Origin of the sequence: Burkholderia sp. KCJ3K979, assembly GCF_016759955.1 — a bacterium.
Classification (GTDB): domain Bacteria; phylum Pseudomonadota; class Gammaproteobacteria; order Burkholderiales; family Burkholderiaceae; genus Burkholderia; species Burkholderia orbicola.
The window spans coordinates 44,000-60,660 of the sequence record NZ_JACFYV010000013.1; the positions used below are offsets into that span (position 1 = coordinate 44,000).

Here is a 16,661-nt window from a genome sequence, read left to right on the forward strand (position 1 = left end):
ACGATTGCATCCGCAGGCGTGTCATTTCGGCGCAATGTCGCGCCGCACGCGGCGGATGTGCTGTTCGACATAGAACGCAGCGGCATCGGCATCCCCGGAGACGATCGCCTCGTAGATCAGCCGGTGCTCGGACACGTAGAGCCTGATCCGGCCCGCGTCGTAGATGCCGTCGTCCTTCAGCCGCTTCCACAGCGGCTGGTCCATCGTCTTCGCGACTTCGTCCGCGATCTTCACGATCAGCGCGTCGCCGGTCATCAGCGCGAGCTGCCGGTGGAACAGCCGGTCGCTCTCGTTCCACAGCGCGCGCTGGTGCGGATCGTCGACGTCGGTGATGGTCTCCATCTGCGCGAGATAGCGTTCGGCGCCGGGGTCGGCGCGGCCATGGGCGGCCGCGAGGCGCGCGATCGCGGGCTCCAGGATCAGCCGCACGTCGAGCGTCGACGTCGGGCTGAAGTCGGCCTCCGACGCCGCGTGCGCGTCGCCGCGCCGCGCCAGCACCTCGAGCGGGGCCGCGACGACGTAGGTGCCCGAATTGCGCTTCGTGAACACGAGCCCTTCGTTCTGCAGCGCGCCGAGCGCCTCGCGCACGGCCGGCCGGCCGACCTGGAACAGTGCCGCGAGTTCGCGCTCGGACGGCAGCCGCGACTCGGCCGCATAGCGCCCCGCGCGGATTTCGTCGCGGATCTTTTCGGCTACCTGCTCGTAGATCTGCAGCGGCCTGAAACCGCCTTCGAGTGTGTCGGGACGCGCGGACATCATCGGATGGCTCCTGCCCGTTCGCGGGCGTGGATCGGGAAATGGGTTCGCACTATACCGGAGCGGCGCGGGCAGCGCGGCAGCGGCGAGCCTTCTGGCCAGATATTAGAACCAAAATCCGCGAAGCGCTTTATTTTCTGGGTTGCACGTGCGCCAGCAAGTGGTATAGATTCGATCCACACTGCCCGGTGTCACGGTATCCGGCAGACCTGTGGCGGGCGCGGCATGCGTCCGCCGTCCACGCTCACCGACGCTGCGACGTACACGATGCCCGCCTTTTCCCCGATTCCCGTTTTCGATGCGGCCGACACGGCCGCGCTGCTCGACTATCCGGCGCTGCTCGCCACGCTCAGGCAAGCGGTCGTCGAGTATGCGGCGGGCGACATCGTCAGCCCCGAGCGCCTGGTCGTGCCGCTGCAAGGCGGCGGCGTGATGCTGTCGATGCCGTCGAGCGCGCACGACCTGGCGAGCCACAAGCTCGTCAACGTGTGCCCCGGCAACGGCGCGCGCGGGTTGCCGACGATTCTCGGCCAGGTCACCGCGTACGACGCCACCACCGGAGAAATGCGCTTCGCGCTCGACGGCCCGACGGTCACCGGCCGCCGCACGGCGGCGATCACCGCGCTCGGCATCCAGGCGCTGCATGGCGCCGCGCCGCGCGACATCCTGCTGATCGGCACCGGCAAGCAGGCGGCCAATCACGCGGAAGCGCTCGCGGCGATCTTTCCGGACGCGCGCCTTCACGTGCGCGGCACGAGCGCGGACAGCGCGGCAGCCTTCTGCGCCGCCCACCGCGCGCATGCGACGCGGCTCGCGCCGCTCGACGGCGACGCGATTCCCGACGCGATCGACGTGGTCGTCACGCTGACGACGAGCCGCACGCCCGTCTATCGCGAAGCCGCGCGCGAAGGCCGGCTCGTGGTCGGCGTCGGCGCGTTCACTGCGGATGCCGCCGAGATCGACGCCAGCACGGTGCGGGGCAGCCGGCTCGTGGTCGACGATCCGGCCGGCGCGCGCCACGAAGCCGGCGACCTGATCGTCGCGCAGGTGGACTGGCAGCACGTCGCGTCGCTCGCCGACGTGCTGAACGGCACCTTCGCCCGCGGCGGCCCGCTGCTGTTCAAGAGCGTCGGCTGCGCCGCATGGGACCTGGCGGCGTGCCGCACCGCGCGCGACGCGCTGGCCGCGCGCCAGGCCGGCTGAGCCGGCCGCGCGACCGTTCGGCCGCTCCCCGCGGCATCGCACCTGTCGGGATCGCCCGCGGCGATTTCCCGTACGCGGTGTAGGAAACACCCTACACCGCGTCGAAGCGGCCTACACGAAGTTCCAATTCGGCCGATTTCAATTTCGGCGGCGCAACACGATACTGCCGGCATGAATGCCAGCCTGTCACCCGCCGCACTCAGGGTGTTCCTCGTCGATCACGCGGTTGCCGTCCGCCAGCGGATCGCGCTGCTCGTCGGCGCGATCCGCGGCGTTGCCGTGGTGGGCGAAGCGGAAGACGGCCAGGACGCGTGGACGCATATCCGCAGCAGTCGCGCGGACGTGGTGATCGTCGACGTGCGGCTCGCGGACGGCAGCGGTCTCGACCTGATCGGGATGCTGTCGAAGGCCGCGCCGCGCATCGTCACGATCGTGCTGACGAACCACTCGGCGCCGGCATTCAGAGAGGCATGCGCGACGGCGGGAGCCGACTACTTCTTCGACAAGACCGTCGAATTCGACGCCGCATGCCGTGTCATCGAATCCCTGGTGCACGCTCGCGCGCACCGCCACCGCCCCTGACGAGCCGGAGCGCCTCATGTCCACCGCCACCGCCTTCGCCGCCGACGTGTCCGTCGTACCCCGGCCAACGATTGCCCTGCGCCCGGTCGCGCGCGCCGACGCCGCCAAGCATCCGGCCGCACGCTGCTCGGCCTGCGCGATGCGTTCGATGTGCCTGCCGCCGCACCTGACCCCAGCCGAATACGGCCGCCTCGACGCGATCATCTGCACGACGCGACAAGTGCGCCAGGGCGACGCGCTGTTCCGCACCGACGATCCGTTCCAGAGCATCTACGCGGTGCGCGCGGGTTCGTTCAAGACGGTGATGATGCATCGCGACGGCCGCGAGCACGTGACGGGCTTCCAGATCGCCGGCGAAACGCTCGGCATGGACGGCATCGGCGGCGGCCAGCACTGCTGCGACGCGATCGCGCTGGAGGACAGCGTGGTGTGCATCATCCCGTTCGGCGCGCTCGAAGCCGCGTGCCGCGAGATGAAGCCGATGCAGCACTTTCTCTACCAGATGCTGAGCAGCGAGATCGTCCGCGAATCGAGCCAGATGCTGTTGCTCGGCACGATGTCGGCCGAGCAGCGCGTCGCGCATTTTCTGCTGAACCTGTCGTCGCGGTTCGAGGCGCGCGGCTATTCGGCGACCGAATTCAACCTGCGGATGACGCGCGAGGAAATCGGCTGCTATCTCGGGATGAAGCTCGAAACCGTCAGCCGGATGTTCTCGCGGTTCCATCGCGACGCGCTCGTCGAAACGCGCGGCAAGCGCGTGCGCATCATCGACGCGCAAGCGCTCGCGCGGGTCTGAATCCGGCACGCGGCGGCGGATGGCCGCCGCTGCATCAATGCAGCGCGTCGCCGGTCGCCGCGTCGCGCAGCGCCACCGCTGCGGCGCCCGACTGCCACGCGATCAGCGCCTGTTCCGCCTGCGCGAACGCGCGGCGCAGCGCGTCGTCCACGTCGGCGCCGACGCATGGCGGCAGCGACCTGAGCGCCGCGCCGCGCATCGACAGGTCGAGCCGCACGTCGTAGAGGCGCGCGCCATCGGCCAGCGTGCGCGCTTCGATCGCGAGATGGCAGCCGTCGAGCAACGCGCGAAACCGCTCGAGCCGCACCAGTTGCGCGCCGGCTTCGGCCTCGACCGTTGCCGAACCCGTGAATCCGAGGCAGGCGATCTGCATGCCCACGCCCATGTCGTGTCTCCTGACGGGGCCGCCCGCTCGTCGACCGCCTTGCCTGTGCCGGCCGCTCCATGATGAGGCGGCACGTGTTTTTCCGTGGCGCAGCGCGCCTTGCCCGGTCGCTGCCGGCCGATGGTCTGCCCGCGCCCGGCTGGCGCGGGACCGTTCATACGTTGAAGGTCTGCGACGCCTTCATCTCGATCCACGTCATGCCGGCCCGCAGCCCTTCGATCATCGCCTCGCGCTCCGTCGGATACGCGTGGCTGTGCTCGAACGTATGATGAAACCGCGCGGCGCCGGCGCCGTGCTCGACCGACACGCGGCAGCGGAACTCGCCCGATTCGCACGGGCGCGTCTCCACTTCGACCGACCAGTCCCGTTCGTGAATGTTGCCCTGCAGTGTCATGCGCCCTCCTGCGGTATCAGTCGCCGAGCCGGAAGTGCCCGCTGTGCAGCAGCACCGGCCGGCCGCCGATTTCCTCGAGCATGCGCCGTGCCATCGCCTCGATGGCCGACCGGTGCGCGTCGAATGCGCTCAGCAGATCGCGCTCGAGCAGCGACCGCGCGCCGAAATGATCTTCCAGCGCCTCGGCCGTGACCGCGCACTGGACGCAATGGCCGTCGACCAGCGCCGAAAACGCGACGACCAGGTCGCGCGCGCAGTATTCCGGCGGTTCGGACGGGAAAACAATGTGCATCTGTCGGCCTGTCATCGTCGTGATGGCTCCATGACGAGAGCATAGTGGCGCGCGCGGCCGCGCGCTTGACCCACGTCAACCGGTTCGCCGCACCGCACGATCACGGTGCGGCCGCGCGACGCCGCTTCAGCTCGCGTCGGGCTCGATCGCCGCGCCGCGCTCCGCGAGCAGTTCACGCAGCACGCTGCGGTGGCAATGGCGTTCGTCGTCGCAGTAGCAGCCGATCGACAGCGCGGTGGTCGCCGACAGCGCAGCCAGCAGGTCCAGCACCTTCGCCGGATCGCCATGCGCCATCTCCGCGCGGAAGTGGCGCTTGAACGCCTTCCATTCCGCGTCGGTTTCGGCGGCCTGCGCCTGTGCGACGAGTTCGGGGCTCGGCGACAGCGTCGGCAACCATACATCATAGTAGTTGCGCGACGCGAATTCCGCCTTCGGTACGCCGCGCGGCGGCCGCCGCACCGTGCCGATCCGCAGGCCTTCGCCGGCCGCGCGCGGCGTGCCAAGCTGGATGATCCGGATGCCCATGTCGCTCCTTTATTCGTCTGCGTTGCATGCGATCCCGTGATCGTACCGCCGCGCCCGCCCCGGCGTCAGCCGGGCAGCCCACATGACGGCCGCCCAACAAAAAACCGGCTGTTCCCGCGACGGGAAACAGCCGGTTCTCAACCGTTGCGCGCCTGGGCGCGCCGCGTTCAGACGCCGCTCTTCAGCACCTTGCCGATCGCGTCCGCGACGATGCCGACGTTCGAGTCGTTCAGGCCCGCCACGCACATCCGGCCCGAACGCAGGATGTACACGCCGTGCACCTCGCGCAGCGCGTCGACCTGCGATTCGGTCAGGCCCGTGTACGTGAACATCCCGCGCTGCTTCACGTAGCGCGTGAGCGCTTCGCCGCTCACGTGGTCGCGCAGGCCGTCGTGGATCGACTGGCGCATCCGCGCGATGCGGCGGCACATCGCCGACAGTTCCTCTTCCCACTGCTTGCGCAGCGCCGGCGTGCCGAGCACGGTTGCGACGACCTTCGCGCCGTAGGTCTGCGGGTTGCTGTAGTTCGAGCGCACCGCGCCGGCCAGCTGGCCGAGCACGCGATCGGCCGCGGCCGCGTTTTCGCAGACGACGCTCAGGCCGCCCACGCGCTCGCCGTACAGCGAGAAGTTCTTCGAGAACGAGTTCGCGACGAGCGTCGGCACGCCGCGGCGGGCCAGCTCGCGCACCGCGAACGCGTCCGCGTCGAGGCCCGCGCCGAAGCCCTGGTACGCCATGTCGACGAACGGCAGCAGCCCGCGCGCCTCGATCACGTCGATCAGCTTCTCCCACTGGCCTTCGTCGAGATCGACGCCGGTCGGGTTATGGCAGCACGCGTGCAGCAGCACGATGCTGCGCGCCGGCAGCGCGTCGATCGCCGCGAGCATCGCGTCGAACTTCAGGCCGCCCGTCGCCTCGTCGTAGTACGGATACGTGTTCACCGTGAAGCCGGCGCGCTCGAAGATGAAGCGATGGTTTTCCCAGCTCGGATCGCTCAGCCACACCTGCGCATCCGGGAAATAGCGCTTCAGGAAATCGGCGCCGACCTTCAGCGCGCCCGAGCCGCCGAGCGTCTGCAGCGTCGCGATGCGGCCGGCCGCGCGGGCCGGGTGATCGGCGCCGAACACCAGCGCTTGCACGGCGTCGCGATAGGCGGCCAGGCCGACCATCGGCAGGTACGGCTTCGGGCCGCTGTCGCGCTGCAGCGTGGTTTCGGCTTCGCGCACGGCGCCCATCACCGGAATCCGGCCCTCGGCGTCGAAATAGATCCCGATGCTCAGGTTGACCTTCTGGTCGCGCGGATCTTTCTGGAAGTTCTCGTTGAGCGTCAGGATCGGGTCGCCCGGATACGCGTCGATGTGTTCGAACATGGCTTGAGTCGGTCTCGTTTGGAAGAAGGGTCGGTCGTGGCCTGCGTCAGCGTGCGGACGCGCCGTCGTGCACCGCAAAGCCGGCATTCTTCTGACGGAAGCGATACCCGATCGCGAGCACCGCGAGCCATACCGGGATCAGGTACACCGACAGGCGGAGATCCGGCGTCAGGTACATCACGACGAGAATGCCGGCCATGAATGCCAGGCACAGGTAATTCGTGAAAGGATAGCCCAGACTGCGGAAGGAAGTCTCCTCCCCGGCAGCACGCTTGGCCTGGCGGAACTTCAGGTGGATCAGGGTGATCATCGCCCAGTTGATGATCAGTGCCGACACGACGAGGCCCATCAGCACCTCGAACGCCTTGCCCGGCATGAAGTAGTTGACCAGCACGCACACGCCGGTCGCGAGCGCCGACGCGCCGAGCGCGGCAAGCGGGATGCCGCGCTTGTTCACCGAGCACAGCACCTTCGGCGCGTTGCCCTGCTGCGCGAGGCCGAACAGCATCCGGCTGTTGCTGTACACGCCGCTGTTGTAGACCGACAGCGCGGCCGTCAGCACGACGACGTTCAGCACGTTCGCGACCAGGTTGCTGCTCAGCGCGTGGAAGATCAGCACGAACGGGCTGCCGCCGGTGACGACCTTCTCCCACGGATACAGCGACAGCAGCACGGCCAGCGCGCCGATGTAGAAAATCAGGATGCGGTAGATGACCTGGTTGGTCGCACGCGGAATGCTGCGCTTCGGATCGTCGGCCTCGGCCGCGGTGATGCCGATCAGCTCCAGCCCGCCGAACGAGAACATGATCGCGGCCATCGACATCACGAGCCCCGACACGCCGTTCGGGAAGAAACCGCCGTGCTGCCACAGGTTCGCGATGCTCGCTTCAGGCCCTGCATGGCCACTTGCGAGCAGCCAGCCGCCGAAGCCGATCATCCCGACGATCGCGGCGACCTTGATGATCGAGAACCAGAATTCCGTCTCGCCGTACGATTTCACGCTCGCCAGGTTCAGCAGGTTGATCGCGACGAAGAACACGAGCGCCGACACCCAGGTCGGCACGCCCGGCCACCAGTACTGCACGTAGATCCCGACGGCCGACAGTTCGGCCATGCTGACGAGGATGTACAGCACCCAGTAGTTCCAGCCGGACAGGAAACCGGTGAAGTGGCCGACGTATTTGTCGGCGAAGTAGCTGAACGAGCCGGCGACGGGCTCGTCGACGACCATCTCGCCGAGCTGGCGCATGATGAAGAACGCAACGATGCCGGCCACCGCATAGCCGAGCAGCACGGACGGGCCGGCCATCTTGATCGTCTGCGCGATGCCGAGGAACAGCCCCGTGCCGAGCGCGCCGCCGAGCGCAATCAACTGGATGTGCCGGTTCTTCAGCCCGCGCTTCAGGCCGTCGCTCTCGTTTCCAGAAACCATGTCTTCTCCACTCTGTCCGCCTCCGCCTGCGGCGGGGTGCGGCGCGCCTCGGTGTGCCGGGCGCTGTTTTTACTGTGCCGGCGGCCGTTCGTGGGGGCGCCGGGTTGGGGACTGCAATCTTCGCGTGGTGGCGGCACCGATTCGCGTCGGCGTGCCGGCCTGATTGGCCGCCGACTCGTCCGCCCCCGCCGCATTGCTGCGGCCGCACACGAAAATCCGGCGTCAGTTTAGCGTCGCGACGGCGAAATCGGGTTGCGTAACCCGCTCATGCAAACCCTACATTATGAGATAAGATTGCATCCAGGAGACAGATGAGGAAACAAAAATGCCTGAACCGGTTCTCGATCGCATCGATCGCCACTTGCTGTCGGTGTTGCAGGAGAACGGCCGCGCGTCGAACCTCGACCTGGCGAAGGCCGTCGGCCTGTCGCCCGCGCAGACGCTGCGGCGCCACCGGCGGCTGGAGGAGATCGGTGCGATCCGCCGTTACGAAACGCGGCTGTGCCCCGATACGCTCGGCTTCGGCGTCACCGCGTTCGTGCACGTGACGATGGAGCGCGGGCATATCCGCGATTTGTCGAAGTTCCAGAAACTCGTGTCGGATCTCGCGCAGATCCAGGAATGCTTCTCGGTGACGGGCGATATCGATTACGTGCTGAAAGTCGTCGCGCACGATCTGAAGGGGTTGTCGACGTTCCTGCTCGAAACGCTGATGCGCATTCCCGGCGTGAGCGGCGTGCATTCGAGCGTGTGCCTCGACGAGATCAAGTGTACGAGTGCGATGCCGGTGGAAAGCTGATCCACCTGGCGCGCCGGGCTGATGCGTTTACCGCACCGCCTCGAACGCACTGATCAACAACGCGCCCGCCGCGATCACCGCGCACCCGGCCGCCCGGCGCGGCGTCAGCCGCTCGCCGAGATACACACGCGCGATCAACGCCGCGAACACCACGCTCGTCTCCCTCAGCGCCGACACCGGGCCCATCGGCGCGCGGTCCATCGCCCAGATCACGATGCCGTACGCGAGTGCAGCGAGCACCCCGCCGCAGGCGGCCTTCACCGTCTCGCCGACCTCCTGCGTGAGCCGCAACGGCCCCGCCCGCAACCGGTAGTACACGGCCATCAGCGCGCCGGTCAGCACGAACATCCATGCGGTATAGCCGACCGTGCTGCCGCTCTCGCGCACACCGATCCCGTCCACCACGCTATAGGCCGCGATCGACACGCCGGTCGCGAACGCGGTCGGCAGTACCTGCGTCATCCGGTGTTTCGCGCCGCGCCCGCGCTCTAGCCCGATCGCCATGATGCCCGCGCAGATCAGCACGAGCCCGCATTGCGCGCCGACGTTCAGGCGCTCGCCCGCGAACGCGGCCGCGCCGAGCGTGACGAGCAGCGGCGCGGTGCCGCGCGCGACCGGGTACGCGACGCTCAGGTCGCCGTGCTCGTACGCGCGGACGAGCAGCAGCGTATAGACGACGTGGAGCACGGCAGACGCGACGACGCAGAGCCAGCTCGATGGCGTGATCGGCGCGGCAGCCGGCAGGAACAGCAGCGCGAACAGCCCGATCGCGATCTGCAGCACCGTGGCCGAGCGCAGCCGGTCGCCGCTGCTGCGCACCAGCGCATTCCATGACGCGTGCAGGAACGCCGCGCACAGAACGGCAAACAGAACGGGGATCGGCACGCTCAATACTCCCTGACGGTCGGAAGCCGCGCGGTGCGCGGCGGGCGTTCATCGTATGAATGCGTCACCGAATTGTCAAAAAAGCGACGCACGACGCCCCGTAAAAGATCGGGCCGGGTGCTCCCTGCCGCCCGCCCGGCATCGCTTGCGCCGCAAGCGACCCGCACGCCGCGACATGTGACGCGGAGGTTGCCAGCGGTCCGCCCCTTTCCGTTCTCTTTCGCATCGCGCCGCGCCGTAATGAAACCGATACCGGAGCGCAACCGTCGCGAAAACACTCCGTCCCCATATCTTCATACGCGGCTGTTCCAATGCGCGTGCTCCCTCACGAGCTCCGCGCCGAACCGACACGGCGACGGAGCCGTTCTCCACCATCGAAGGCCTTACCCTGGAGTTTTCCGATGTTCCGTCAAGCCTTGCTTGTCACCGCCTGCGCCGGCGCCACGCTTGCGCTGTTCGCCTGCGGCGGCAGCGACGATTCCACGCCGGCGCCCGTCGTCTCGTCGCAGGATGCGCTGCAGACCGCCACGCCGATCAAGCACGTCGTCGTGATCTACGGCGAAAACATCTCGTTCGACCACTACTTCGGCACCTACCCGAACGCGACGAACCCGTCGGGCGAACCAGCGTTCACCGCCAAATCCGGCACGCCGACGCCGAACGGCCTGACGGGCACGCTGCTCACCGCGAACCCGAACTTCACGAACACGGCCAACGGCACCGACGCGGCGAACCCGTTCCGCCTCGACCGCACGCAGGCCGCGACCGCCGACCAGAACCACGCGTACACGGCCGAACAGCAGGCCGAGGACAACGGTCTCGCCGACCTGTTCCCGAAGTACACGGGCAAGGGCTCGTCCGGCGGCGCCGGCGCGTTCGGCGCGAAGGGCCAGGTGATGGGCTACTTCGACGGCAACACGGTGACCGCGCTGTGGAACTACGCGCAGCGCTTCGCGATGAGCGACAACACGTTCACGACGGGCTACGGGCCGTCGACGCCGGGTGCGCTGAACGTCGTCGCGGGGCAGACCAACGGGATGCAGATCGTCAAGACGTCGAAGCAGCCGTCGACGCTCGCCGCCAGCTCGTACTACATCAATGACGGCCAGGGCGGCCTCACGATGATCAACGACGTCGATCCGGGCTTCGACGTGTGTTCGAGCACGACCGACCAGGCGATGATGACCGGCAAGAACATCGGCGACCTGCTGAATGCCGCGAAGATCACGTGGGGCGGCTTCATGGGCGGCTTCAACCTGTCGACGACGAACGGCAACGGCACGACGGGCTGCGCGCGCAGCACGGTCGCTACCGCCGTGAACGCCGCGACGGCCGACTACATCCCGCACCACAACTGGTTCCAGTACTACGCGTCGACCGCGAACCCGCAACACACGCGCCCGAGCTCGATCGCGGCGATCGGCTCGAGCGTCCAGACCGACGGCAAGACGGCCGAACCGGCGAACCACCAGTACGACACCGACGACTTCTTCGCCGCCGTGAAGGCCGGCAACTTCCCGTCGGTCAGCTACCTGAAGGCGCCGGCCGCCCAGGACGGGCATGCGGGCTATTCGGATCCGCTCGACGAGCAGGCGTTCGTGACGAAGGTCGTCAACTTCCTGCAGCAGCAGCCGGACTGGCAGAACACGGCCGTGATCGTCACCTATGACGACTCGGACGGCTGGTACGACCACGTGTACACGGCGCCGACGCACGCATCGTCGGACCCGGTCGACCAGCTCAACGGCGCCGGCAAGTGCGGCACGGGTGGCACCACCGGCGTGAACGGCGCGACCGTGAACGGCCGCTGCGGCCCGGGCGTGCGTATTCCGCTCGTCGTGATCTCGCCGTATGCGAAGCAGAACTACGTCGATCACACGATGCTCGACCAGTCGTCCGTCGTGCGCTTCATCGAGGACAACTGGCTCGGCGGCCAGCGGATCGGCGGCGGCTCGTTCGATGCGACGGCGGGCGACCTGCGCAACCTGTTCGACTTCACGTCGAAGCCGAACACGACGCCGCTGTATCTCGACCCGACGCTCGGCACCGCGTTGAGCGCGGCCCCGGCGATCTGACCGTCACGGCATGACCGCATGGCCGGCGCATCACGCGCCGGCCGTTTCCATTTAACGCGTCGCTTCGTGCGACGCCCGATTTTCGACCGACAGCATGACAGCTCGCCCCGCCTTTCCGTCCCCCGACGCCGCCGGCACGCCCGCGCCGCGCGCCCCTTCCCGCCTGCTGCGCCGTGCCGCATGCGTGCTCGGCGCGGCCGTGATCGGCTATGGCGCGTTCGCGATCGCGTTTCCCGCCCAGGTGCCGGCGGCGATCGGCACCATGGTCGCCGACTGGACCGGCGCGAATCCGCATCCGGTCGTGTTGCAGCGGCCCGCCGCGCAGCCGCTGTCGGCGGTCGCGCAGCTCGGGCGCGCGCTGTTCCACGATCCGTCGCTGTCCGCATCGGGCAAGCAGTCGTGCGCGTCGTGCCATAGTCCCGATCATGCGTATGGCCCACCGAATGCGCTCGACGTGCAACCGGGCGGCCTCGCGATGACGCAGCAGGGCTATCGTCCGCCGCCGTCGCTGATGTACCTGTACCGCCAGCCGAATTTCAGCATCGGCCCCGACGCCGGTGAAAACGACGCCGCGCCGAGCGTCGCGCAGCAGGCCACGGCGGCGGCCGGCGTCGTCAAGGCGCAGAAGGTGGCCGGTACGTCGGCCGCGCCGCAGCTCGTGCCGCAAGGCGGGATGTTCTGGGACGGCCGCGCCGATACGCTGCAGCAACAGGCGTTCGGCCCGCTGCTGAATCCGGTCGAGATGGCGAATGCGAGCGTCGACGACGTCGCACGCAAGCTCGCGCAGTCGTCGCATCGCGCGCAATTCGAGCAGCTGTTCGGCGCGCGCGTGTTCTCCACGCCGCAGCTCGCGGTGTCGGAAGCGATGTTCGCGATCGCGCGCTATCAGGTCGAGGATCCGTCGTTCCATCCGTACGACAGCAAGTACGACCGCTGGCTCGAAGGCCGCGCGCGCCTCACGCAGGCCGAACTGCGCGGGCTGCGCCTGTTCAACGATCCGGACAAGGCGAATTGCGCGGGCTGCCACCTGTCGAAGCCCGGCAAGGACGGGCTGCCGCCGATGTTTACCGATTACCAGTACGAGGCGCTCGGCGCGCCGCGCAACCGGGCGCTCGCGCAGAACCGCAACCCGGCGTTCTACGATCTCGGCGTGTGCGGGCCGTTCCGCGACGACCTGAAGGACCAGACACAGTATTGCGGGATGTTCCTGACGCCGACGCTGCGTAATTCGGCGACACGCCACGTGTTCTTCCACAACGGCGTATTCCACACGCTCGACCAGGTGATGGCGTTCTACAACGAGCGCAGCATCTCGCCGCAGAAGTTCTATTCGCGCGGCGCGGACGGCAAGGTCGACGAATACGACGACATTCCGCCGAAATATCGCGCGAACGTCGACGTGACCGATGCGCCGTTCGATCGCAAGCCGGGCGACAAACCCGCGATGACGGCGCAGGACATCAAGGATATCGAAGCGTTCCTCGGCACGCTGACGGACGCCCCGGCGCAGCACTGAGCGCCGGCCGGGCGCCGCGCCGGGTCAGCAGCGCGCGCGGATGCACAGGAAGGCCGGTGCCAGCGACAGCTCCGCGTGGAGCCGTTCGGATACGGCTTTCATCTCCGGCAGCGGCGTCGGTTCGACGAAGCGCTCGAGCCGCCAGCCGCCGTCGGCGACCGCGTTCAGGATGTCGGCGAGCGGCCGCCGCCACGCTTCGACGTACGGCTTCGGCTCGCCGAACCCCGACCAGTGGAAACCGAAGCGGGACGTGTCGAAATACGTACCGTCGCCGCGCGTGCGTTCGTCCATCCAGTCGCGCATCGGATGCGCCATCGAGAACACGAGCGTTCCGCCCGGCCGCGCGACGCGCCGGAATTCGCGCAGCGTCGGCGCGAGATCGCGCACGTAGTCGAGCGCGAGCGAGCACAGCACCTTGTCGACCGACGCGTCGGGCAGCCACGCGAGCGGCGCCTCCAGGTCGCCTTCCCTGACGTCGACCGGCAGGCCCGCGCAACGCGTCCTTGCGAGCGCAACCATCTCCGGCGTCACGTCGAACGCATGCACGGTCGCGCCGTGACCGGCGAGATGCGCACTGCAGATGCCGGGCCCGCAGCCGGCGTCGAGCACCGTCAGGCCCGCGACGTCGCCGAGCAGCGCCATGGATGCCGGCCGCTCGTAGAGCGCGTTGTGCGCCTTCGTCGGCGCCAGGTCCGCATAGCGTTGCGCGAAGCTCGCGTAAGCGCGGCGGCCGGGCGATTCGTTCGGGTCGTTCGGGTCGTTCGGTTCGGTCATGCGGTATCCGTCGGTCGAAACTGGGCAGGCCGATTCTGCCCGATCGGATGACGGATGGCGACTGCCGTCACAGGTAGGTCAGGACAGGCTGTCGAGCAACCGATACCAGGCGACCCCGGCCGCGATATAGAAGCGCTGCAGCCCGTGCAACGGAATGGGCCGGATCGGCGTGACGCGGAACGGCAGCGGCAATTGCGCATCGCCCGACAGATGCGCGGCCAGATGCTTGCCGAGCGTCGTCGCCATCGCGATGCCGCGGCCGTTGTAGCCGAGCGCGATCGTCACGCCCGGCGCGGGCTCATGCACGTGCGGCAGGAAATCCGCGGTGATCGCGACGCGCCCCGCCCAGCGGTATTCGAACCGGACGCCCTTCAGTTGCGGATACAGCAGCGCCGTCGCGCGTTCGAGATGGCGCCAGTCGCTCGGCGCGCGCGGTTCGGCGAACGGGCCGCGGCCGCCCATCAGCAGGCGTCCGGCCGCGTCACGGCGAAAGTACAGCAGCAGACGGCGCGCGTCCGATGCGACCTCGCCGCCGGCGAGGATGTCGCGGCCGAGCGCCGGCGCGAGCGGCTCCGTCGCGACGATGAAACTGTTCGCGGCGATCACCGACTGGCGCAAGCCGGGCCACAGCCCGTCCGTGTAGCCGTTGGTCGCGATCACGACGCGCTCGGCCGACAGCGTCGCGCCGCCGGACGTCGCGACCCGCCAGCGGCCGTCGGCACGTGTCAGCCCGACGGCGCGGGTCGACCCGTGCACGACCGCCCCGCTCGCCTGAGCTGCCCGCACGAGACCGCGCGTATAGCTGAGCGGCTGCACGCTGCCGGCACGGCGATCGATCCAGCCGCCCGCATACGCTGGCGTACCGAGCCGTCGCGCGACGTCGTCCCGGCCGAGCACGTCGACCGGCGCGCCGCGCGCCGCCCATTGCTGCGCACGGCGTGCAACCGTGTCGAGCATCGCTGTGGTCGGCGCGGGTTGAATCCACCCCTCGCGACGCGCATCGCAGTCGATCGCGTGCCGCGCGATCAGGTCGAACACGGTATCGGCCGCGCCGCCGACGATGCCGGCAAGCCGCTCGCCGGCATCGTCGCCGAACCGGCGGACCAGTTCGTCGGGGTCGTATTTCAGCCCGGGAATCACTTGCCCGCCGTTGCGGCCCGATGCGCCCCAGCCCGGCTGCGCGCCATCGATCACGCGAACGTTCACACCACGTTCGGCCAGATGCAGTGCGGTCGACAGGCCCGTGAAGCCGGCGCCGACGATCGCCACGTCGCACGACACGGACGCGTCGAGCGCGGGCGTATCGGGTGCCGGCGCGGCGGTCGCCGCCCACAGCGAATCCGGCCACTGCGCGTCGGGCCGTCCGGGTGCCGCATTCGTTGCGCTCATGTTCGATCCGGGTGGTCGGCGCCGTCCGACGCCAGCAGGCGACGCAGGAATTCCTGCGTGCGGGGATGGCTCGGCTGCGTCAGCACCGCGCGTGCCGGCCCGCTTTCGCAGATCGTGCCGTCGTGCAGGAAGCACACGCGATCGGCCACCTCGCGGGCGAATGCCATTTCGTGCGTGACGACCACCATGGTCATCCCGTCGCGGGCCAGCCCGCGCATCACGCCCAGCACTTCGCCGACGAGTTCGGGGTCGAGCGCCGACGTCGGCTCGTCGAACAGGATCGCCTGCGGCTCCATCGCAAGCGCACGTGCGATCGCGACGCGCTGCTGTTGCCCGCCCGACAGCTCGGACGGATACGCATTCATCCGGTGCGCGAGGCCGACCTTGTCGAGCAGCGCGCGGGCCTGCTCGCGCGCCTGCGCGGCTGGCACGCGCCGCACGTGCACCGGCCCTTCCATCACGTTCTCGAGCGCCGTGCGGTGGGCAAACAGATTGAAGCGCTGGAACACCATGCCGACCCGCATCCGCAGCTCGTGAATCCGCTTCGAATGCGCGTCGACCTTCACGCCGTCGATCGTGATCGACCCTTCGTCGTAGGTCTCGAAGCCGTTGATACAGCGCAGCACGGTCGACTTGCCGGAACCGGACGGCCCGATCAGGCACACGACTTCACCCTGCTGCACGTCGAGGCTCACGCCCTTCAGCACCGCGTGCTGCTGAAACCGTTTATGGATGGAATCGATCCGGATCATGCGCCCCTCCTCAGTGCGAGCCGCTTGCCGAGCCGGTTCACCGCGAACATCAGCGGCAGGCCGAGCGCGAGATACAGCAGCGCGACGAGCGTGTAGACACTCATGTTCTGGAACGTCGACGATGCGATCAGCTGGCCGGCGCGCGTGATTTCCGCGACCGTGATCGTCGACGCAACCGACGAGTCCTTCAGCAGCATCACCAGCGTGTTGCCGTACGGCGGCAGCGCGATGCGGAACGCCTGCGGCAGCACCACGCGCCGCATGATCATCGGGCCGCGCATGCCGATCGCATGCGCGGCTTCGATCTGGCCGCGGTCGATCGCCTCGATGCCGGCGCGGAAGTTCTCGGCCTGATACGCCGAATACGCGATGCCGAGGCCGAGCACGCCGGCCTGGAACGCCGACAGTTGCACGCCGAGATCGGGCAGCACGAAGTACATGTAGAACAGCTGCACGATGATCGGCAGCCCGCGGATCACGTTGACGATCGTGCTGCCGGCCGTCGCGACGGCACGATTGCGCGACACCTTCATCAACGCGAGGATCAGCCCGAGCACCGAGCTGAGCACGAACGCGCATGCGGTGATCTCGATCGTGACCACCGCGCCCTTCAGCAGGATCGGCAGGAAATCGATCGCGTTCTGGAAAAACATGAGGTCTCCTATGCGACGTCCGAACGGCACGCCGCTGGGGATGCCCGCGACGCGCGGGCGTTGCCGGTCGGGAATCGAGCGCC

18 protein-coding genes are annotated in these 16,661 nt (G+C 68.4%); 6 read left to right on the top strand and 12 right to left on the bottom strand.

What is annotated here, in order from left to right; all coding sequences use genetic code 11:
- Positions 1-21: 21 nt before the first annotated feature.
- A complete protein-coding gene (locus H3O04_RS05355) occupies positions 22-759 on the bottom strand; it encodes a FadR/GntR family transcriptional regulator (protein ID WP_006479061.1) in 738 nt (245 codons plus the stop codon).
- Between the two features lie 264 nt (positions 760-1,023).
- Here H3O04_RS05355 and lhpI point away from each other — a divergent pair, with 264 nt between their 5' ends.
- From lhpI to H3O04_RS05370, 3 genes are all read left to right on the top strand, one after another.
- Positions 1,024-1,959, top strand: coding sequence for a bifunctional Delta(1)-pyrroline-2-carboxylate/Delta(1)-piperideine-2-carboxylate reductase (gene lhpI / locus H3O04_RS05360; protein ID WP_124591672.1), 936 nt, complete (start codon positions 1,024-1,026; stop codon positions 1,957-1,959).
- A 171-nt stretch (positions 1,960-2,130) separates the two neighbouring features.
- Positions 2,131-2,541 (top strand): response regulator transcription factor, encoded by a 411-nt coding sequence (locus H3O04_RS05365; protein WP_006479063.1) that lies wholly within the window; start codon positions 2,131-2,133, stop codon positions 2,539-2,541.
- 16 nt (positions 2,542-2,557) lie between these two features.
- Positions 2,558-3,337: a helix-turn-helix domain-containing protein gene (locus H3O04_RS05370; protein WP_006479064.1), complete on the top strand. Its 780-nt coding sequence runs from the start codon at positions 2,558-2,560 to the stop codon at positions 3,335-3,337.
- A gap of 34 nt (positions 3,338-3,371) precedes the next feature.
- Here the strand turns inward: H3O04_RS05370 and H3O04_RS05375 are convergent, their stop codons facing one another.
- The 6 genes from H3O04_RS05375 to H3O04_RS05400 all read right to left on the bottom strand — a co-directional run bounded on the left by H3O04_RS05375 (position 3,372) and on the right by H3O04_RS05400 (position 7,735).
- Positions 3,372-3,722, bottom strand: coding sequence for a hypothetical protein (locus H3O04_RS05375; protein WP_006479065.1), 351 nt, complete (start codon positions 3,720-3,722; stop codon positions 3,372-3,374).
- Positions 3,723-3,876: 154 nt separating this feature from the next.
- Positions 3,877-4,116 carry a hypothetical protein gene (locus H3O04_RS05380; protein ID WP_006479066.1) on the bottom strand — a complete coding sequence of 80 codons (240 nt, stop codon included), beginning with the start codon at positions 4,114-4,116 and terminating at the stop codon, positions 3,877-3,879.
- 16 nt (positions 4,117-4,132) lie between these two features.
- Positions 4,133-4,423, bottom strand: coding sequence for a DUF1488 domain-containing protein (locus tag H3O04_RS05385; RefSeq protein WP_006479067.1), 291 nt, complete (start codon positions 4,421-4,423; stop codon positions 4,133-4,135).
- Between the two features lie 111 nt (positions 4,424-4,534).
- Positions 4,535-4,933, bottom strand: a complete 399-nt coding sequence (locus H3O04_RS05390) for a DUF488 domain-containing protein (RefSeq protein WP_124476359.1) — start codon at positions 4,931-4,933, stop codon at positions 4,535-4,537.
- A gap of 167 nt (positions 4,934-5,100) precedes the next feature.
- Positions 5,101-6,303 (bottom strand): amino acid aminotransferase, encoded by a 1,203-nt coding sequence (locus H3O04_RS05395; RefSeq protein ID WP_023475721.1) that lies wholly within the window; start codon positions 6,301-6,303, stop codon positions 5,101-5,103.
- Between the two features lie 46 nt (positions 6,304-6,349).
- Positions 6,350-7,735 carry an amino acid permease gene (locus H3O04_RS05400; protein WP_023475720.1) on the bottom strand — a complete coding sequence of 462 codons (1,386 nt, stop codon included), beginning with the start codon at positions 7,733-7,735 and terminating at the stop codon, positions 6,350-6,352.
- 325 nt (positions 7,736-8,060) lie between these two features.
- Here H3O04_RS05400 and H3O04_RS05405 point away from each other — a divergent pair, with 325 nt between their 5' ends.
- The gene (locus H3O04_RS05405) at positions 8,061-8,534 is read left to right on the top strand and encodes an Lrp/AsnC family transcriptional regulator (protein ID WP_006479071.1); all 474 of its coding nucleotides are present in this window, start codon (positions 8,061-8,063) and stop codon (positions 8,532-8,534) included.
- A gap of 27 nt (positions 8,535-8,561) precedes the next feature.
- Here H3O04_RS05405 and H3O04_RS05410 read toward each other — a convergent pair whose 3' ends face one another.
- Entirely contained in the window at positions 8,562-9,419 is an 858-nt protein-coding gene (locus H3O04_RS05410) for an EamA family transporter (protein ID WP_202587277.1), read from the bottom strand.
- 401 nt (positions 9,420-9,820) lie between these two features.
- Here H3O04_RS05410 and H3O04_RS05415 point away from each other — a divergent pair, with 401 nt between their 5' ends.
- Both H3O04_RS05415 and H3O04_RS05420 read left to right on the top strand, forming a co-directional pair.
- Positions 9,821-11,494, top strand: a complete 1,674-nt coding sequence (locus tag H3O04_RS05415) for a phospholipase C (protein ID WP_202587278.1) — start codon at positions 9,821-9,823, stop codon at positions 11,492-11,494.
- A 94-nt stretch (positions 11,495-11,588) separates the two neighbouring features.
- Positions 11,589-13,010: a cytochrome-c peroxidase gene (locus H3O04_RS05420; protein ID WP_202587279.1), complete on the top strand. Its 1,422-nt coding sequence runs from the start codon at positions 11,589-11,591 to the stop codon at positions 13,008-13,010.
- 24 nt (positions 13,011-13,034) lie between these two features.
- Here H3O04_RS05420 and H3O04_RS05425 read toward each other — a convergent pair whose 3' ends face one another.
- From H3O04_RS05425 to H3O04_RS05440, 4 genes are all read right to left on the bottom strand, one after another.
- Positions 13,035-13,784 (bottom strand): class I SAM-dependent methyltransferase, encoded by a 750-nt coding sequence (locus H3O04_RS05425; protein ID WP_202587280.1) that lies wholly within the window; start codon positions 13,782-13,784, stop codon positions 13,035-13,037.
- Positions 13,785-13,862: 78 nt separating this feature from the next.
- Positions 13,863-15,173: an NAD(P)/FAD-dependent oxidoreductase gene (locus H3O04_RS05430; RefSeq protein WP_202587281.1), complete on the bottom strand. Its 1,311-nt coding sequence runs from the start codon at positions 15,171-15,173 to the stop codon at positions 13,863-13,865.
- The gene (locus tag H3O04_RS05435; RefSeq protein ID WP_006479077.1) at positions 15,170-15,925 is read right to left on the bottom strand and encodes an amino acid ABC transporter ATP-binding protein; all 756 of its coding nucleotides are present in this window, start codon (positions 15,923-15,925) and stop codon (positions 15,170-15,172) included. The genes H3O04_RS05430 and H3O04_RS05435 overlap by 4 nt, the downstream gene beginning before the upstream one ends.
- Positions 15,922-16,578 carry an amino acid ABC transporter permease gene (locus H3O04_RS05440; RefSeq protein WP_077179265.1) on the bottom strand — a complete coding sequence of 219 codons (657 nt, stop codon included), beginning with the start codon at positions 16,576-16,578 and terminating at the stop codon, positions 15,922-15,924. The genes H3O04_RS05435 and H3O04_RS05440 overlap by 4 nt, the downstream gene beginning before the upstream one ends.
- Positions 16,579-16,661: the final 83 nt, after the last annotated feature.

Excerpts from the sequence above, each read along its gene's own strand:
- H3O04_RS05365 (WP_006479063.1), top strand. The coding sequence starts at position 2,131 with ATGAATGCCAGCCTGTCACCCGCCGCACTCAGGGTGTTCCTCGTCGAT.
- H3O04_RS05385 (WP_006479067.1), bottom strand. The coding sequence starts at position 4,423 with ATGACAGGCCGACAGATGCACATTGTTTTCCCGTCCGAACCGCCGGAA.
- H3O04_RS05435 (WP_006479077.1), bottom strand. The coding sequence starts at position 15,925 with ATGATCCGGATCGATTCCATCCATAAACGGTTTCAGCAGCACGCGGTG.
- H3O04_RS05440 (WP_077179265.1), bottom strand. The coding sequence starts at position 16,578 with ATGTTTTTCCAGAACGCGATCGATTTCCTGCCGATCCTGCTGAAGGGC.
- H3O04_RS05415 (WP_202587278.1), top strand. The coding sequence starts at position 9,821 with ATGTTCCGTCAAGCCTTGCTTGTCACCGCCTGCGCCGGCGCCACGCTT.
- H3O04_RS05380 (WP_006479066.1), bottom strand. The coding sequence starts at position 4,116 with ATGACACTGCAGGGCAACATTCACGAACGGGACTGGTCGGTCGAAGTG.
- H3O04_RS05405 (WP_006479071.1), top strand. The coding sequence starts at position 8,061 with ATGCCTGAACCGGTTCTCGATCGCATCGATCGCCACTTGCTGTCGGTG.
- H3O04_RS05395 (WP_023475721.1), bottom strand. The coding sequence starts at position 6,303 with ATGTTCGAACACATCGACGCGTATCCGGGCGACCCGATCCTGACGCTC.
- H3O04_RS05420 (WP_202587279.1), top strand. The coding sequence starts at position 11,589 with ATGACAGCTCGCCCCGCCTTTCCGTCCCCCGACGCCGCCGGCACGCCC.
- lhpI (WP_124591672.1), top strand. The coding sequence starts at position 1,024 with ATGCCCGCCTTTTCCCCGATTCCCGTTTTCGATGCGGCCGACACGGCC.
- H3O04_RS05355 (WP_006479061.1), bottom strand. The coding sequence starts at position 759 with ATGATGTCCGCGCGTCCCGACACACTCGAAGGCGGTTTCAGGCCGCTG.
- H3O04_RS05400 (WP_023475720.1), bottom strand. The coding sequence starts at position 7,735 with ATGGTTTCTGGAAACGAGAGCGACGGCCTGAAGCGCGGGCTGAAGAAC.
- H3O04_RS05430 (WP_202587281.1), bottom strand. The coding sequence starts at position 15,173 with ATGAGCGCAACGAATGCGGCACCCGGACGGCCCGACGCGCAGTGGCCG.
- H3O04_RS05390 (WP_124476359.1), bottom strand. The coding sequence starts at position 4,933 with ATGGGCATCCGGATCATCCAGCTTGGCACGCCGCGCGCGGCCGGCGAA.
- H3O04_RS05370 (WP_006479064.1), top strand. The coding sequence starts at position 2,558 with ATGTCCACCGCCACCGCCTTCGCCGCCGACGTGTCCGTCGTACCCCGG.
- H3O04_RS05425 (WP_202587280.1), bottom strand. The coding sequence starts at position 13,784 with ATGACCGAACCGAACGACCCGAACGACCCGAACGAATCGCCCGGCCGC.
- H3O04_RS05375 (WP_006479065.1), bottom strand. The coding sequence starts at position 3,722 with ATGGGCGTGGGCATGCAGATCGCCTGCCTCGGATTCACGGGTTCGGCA.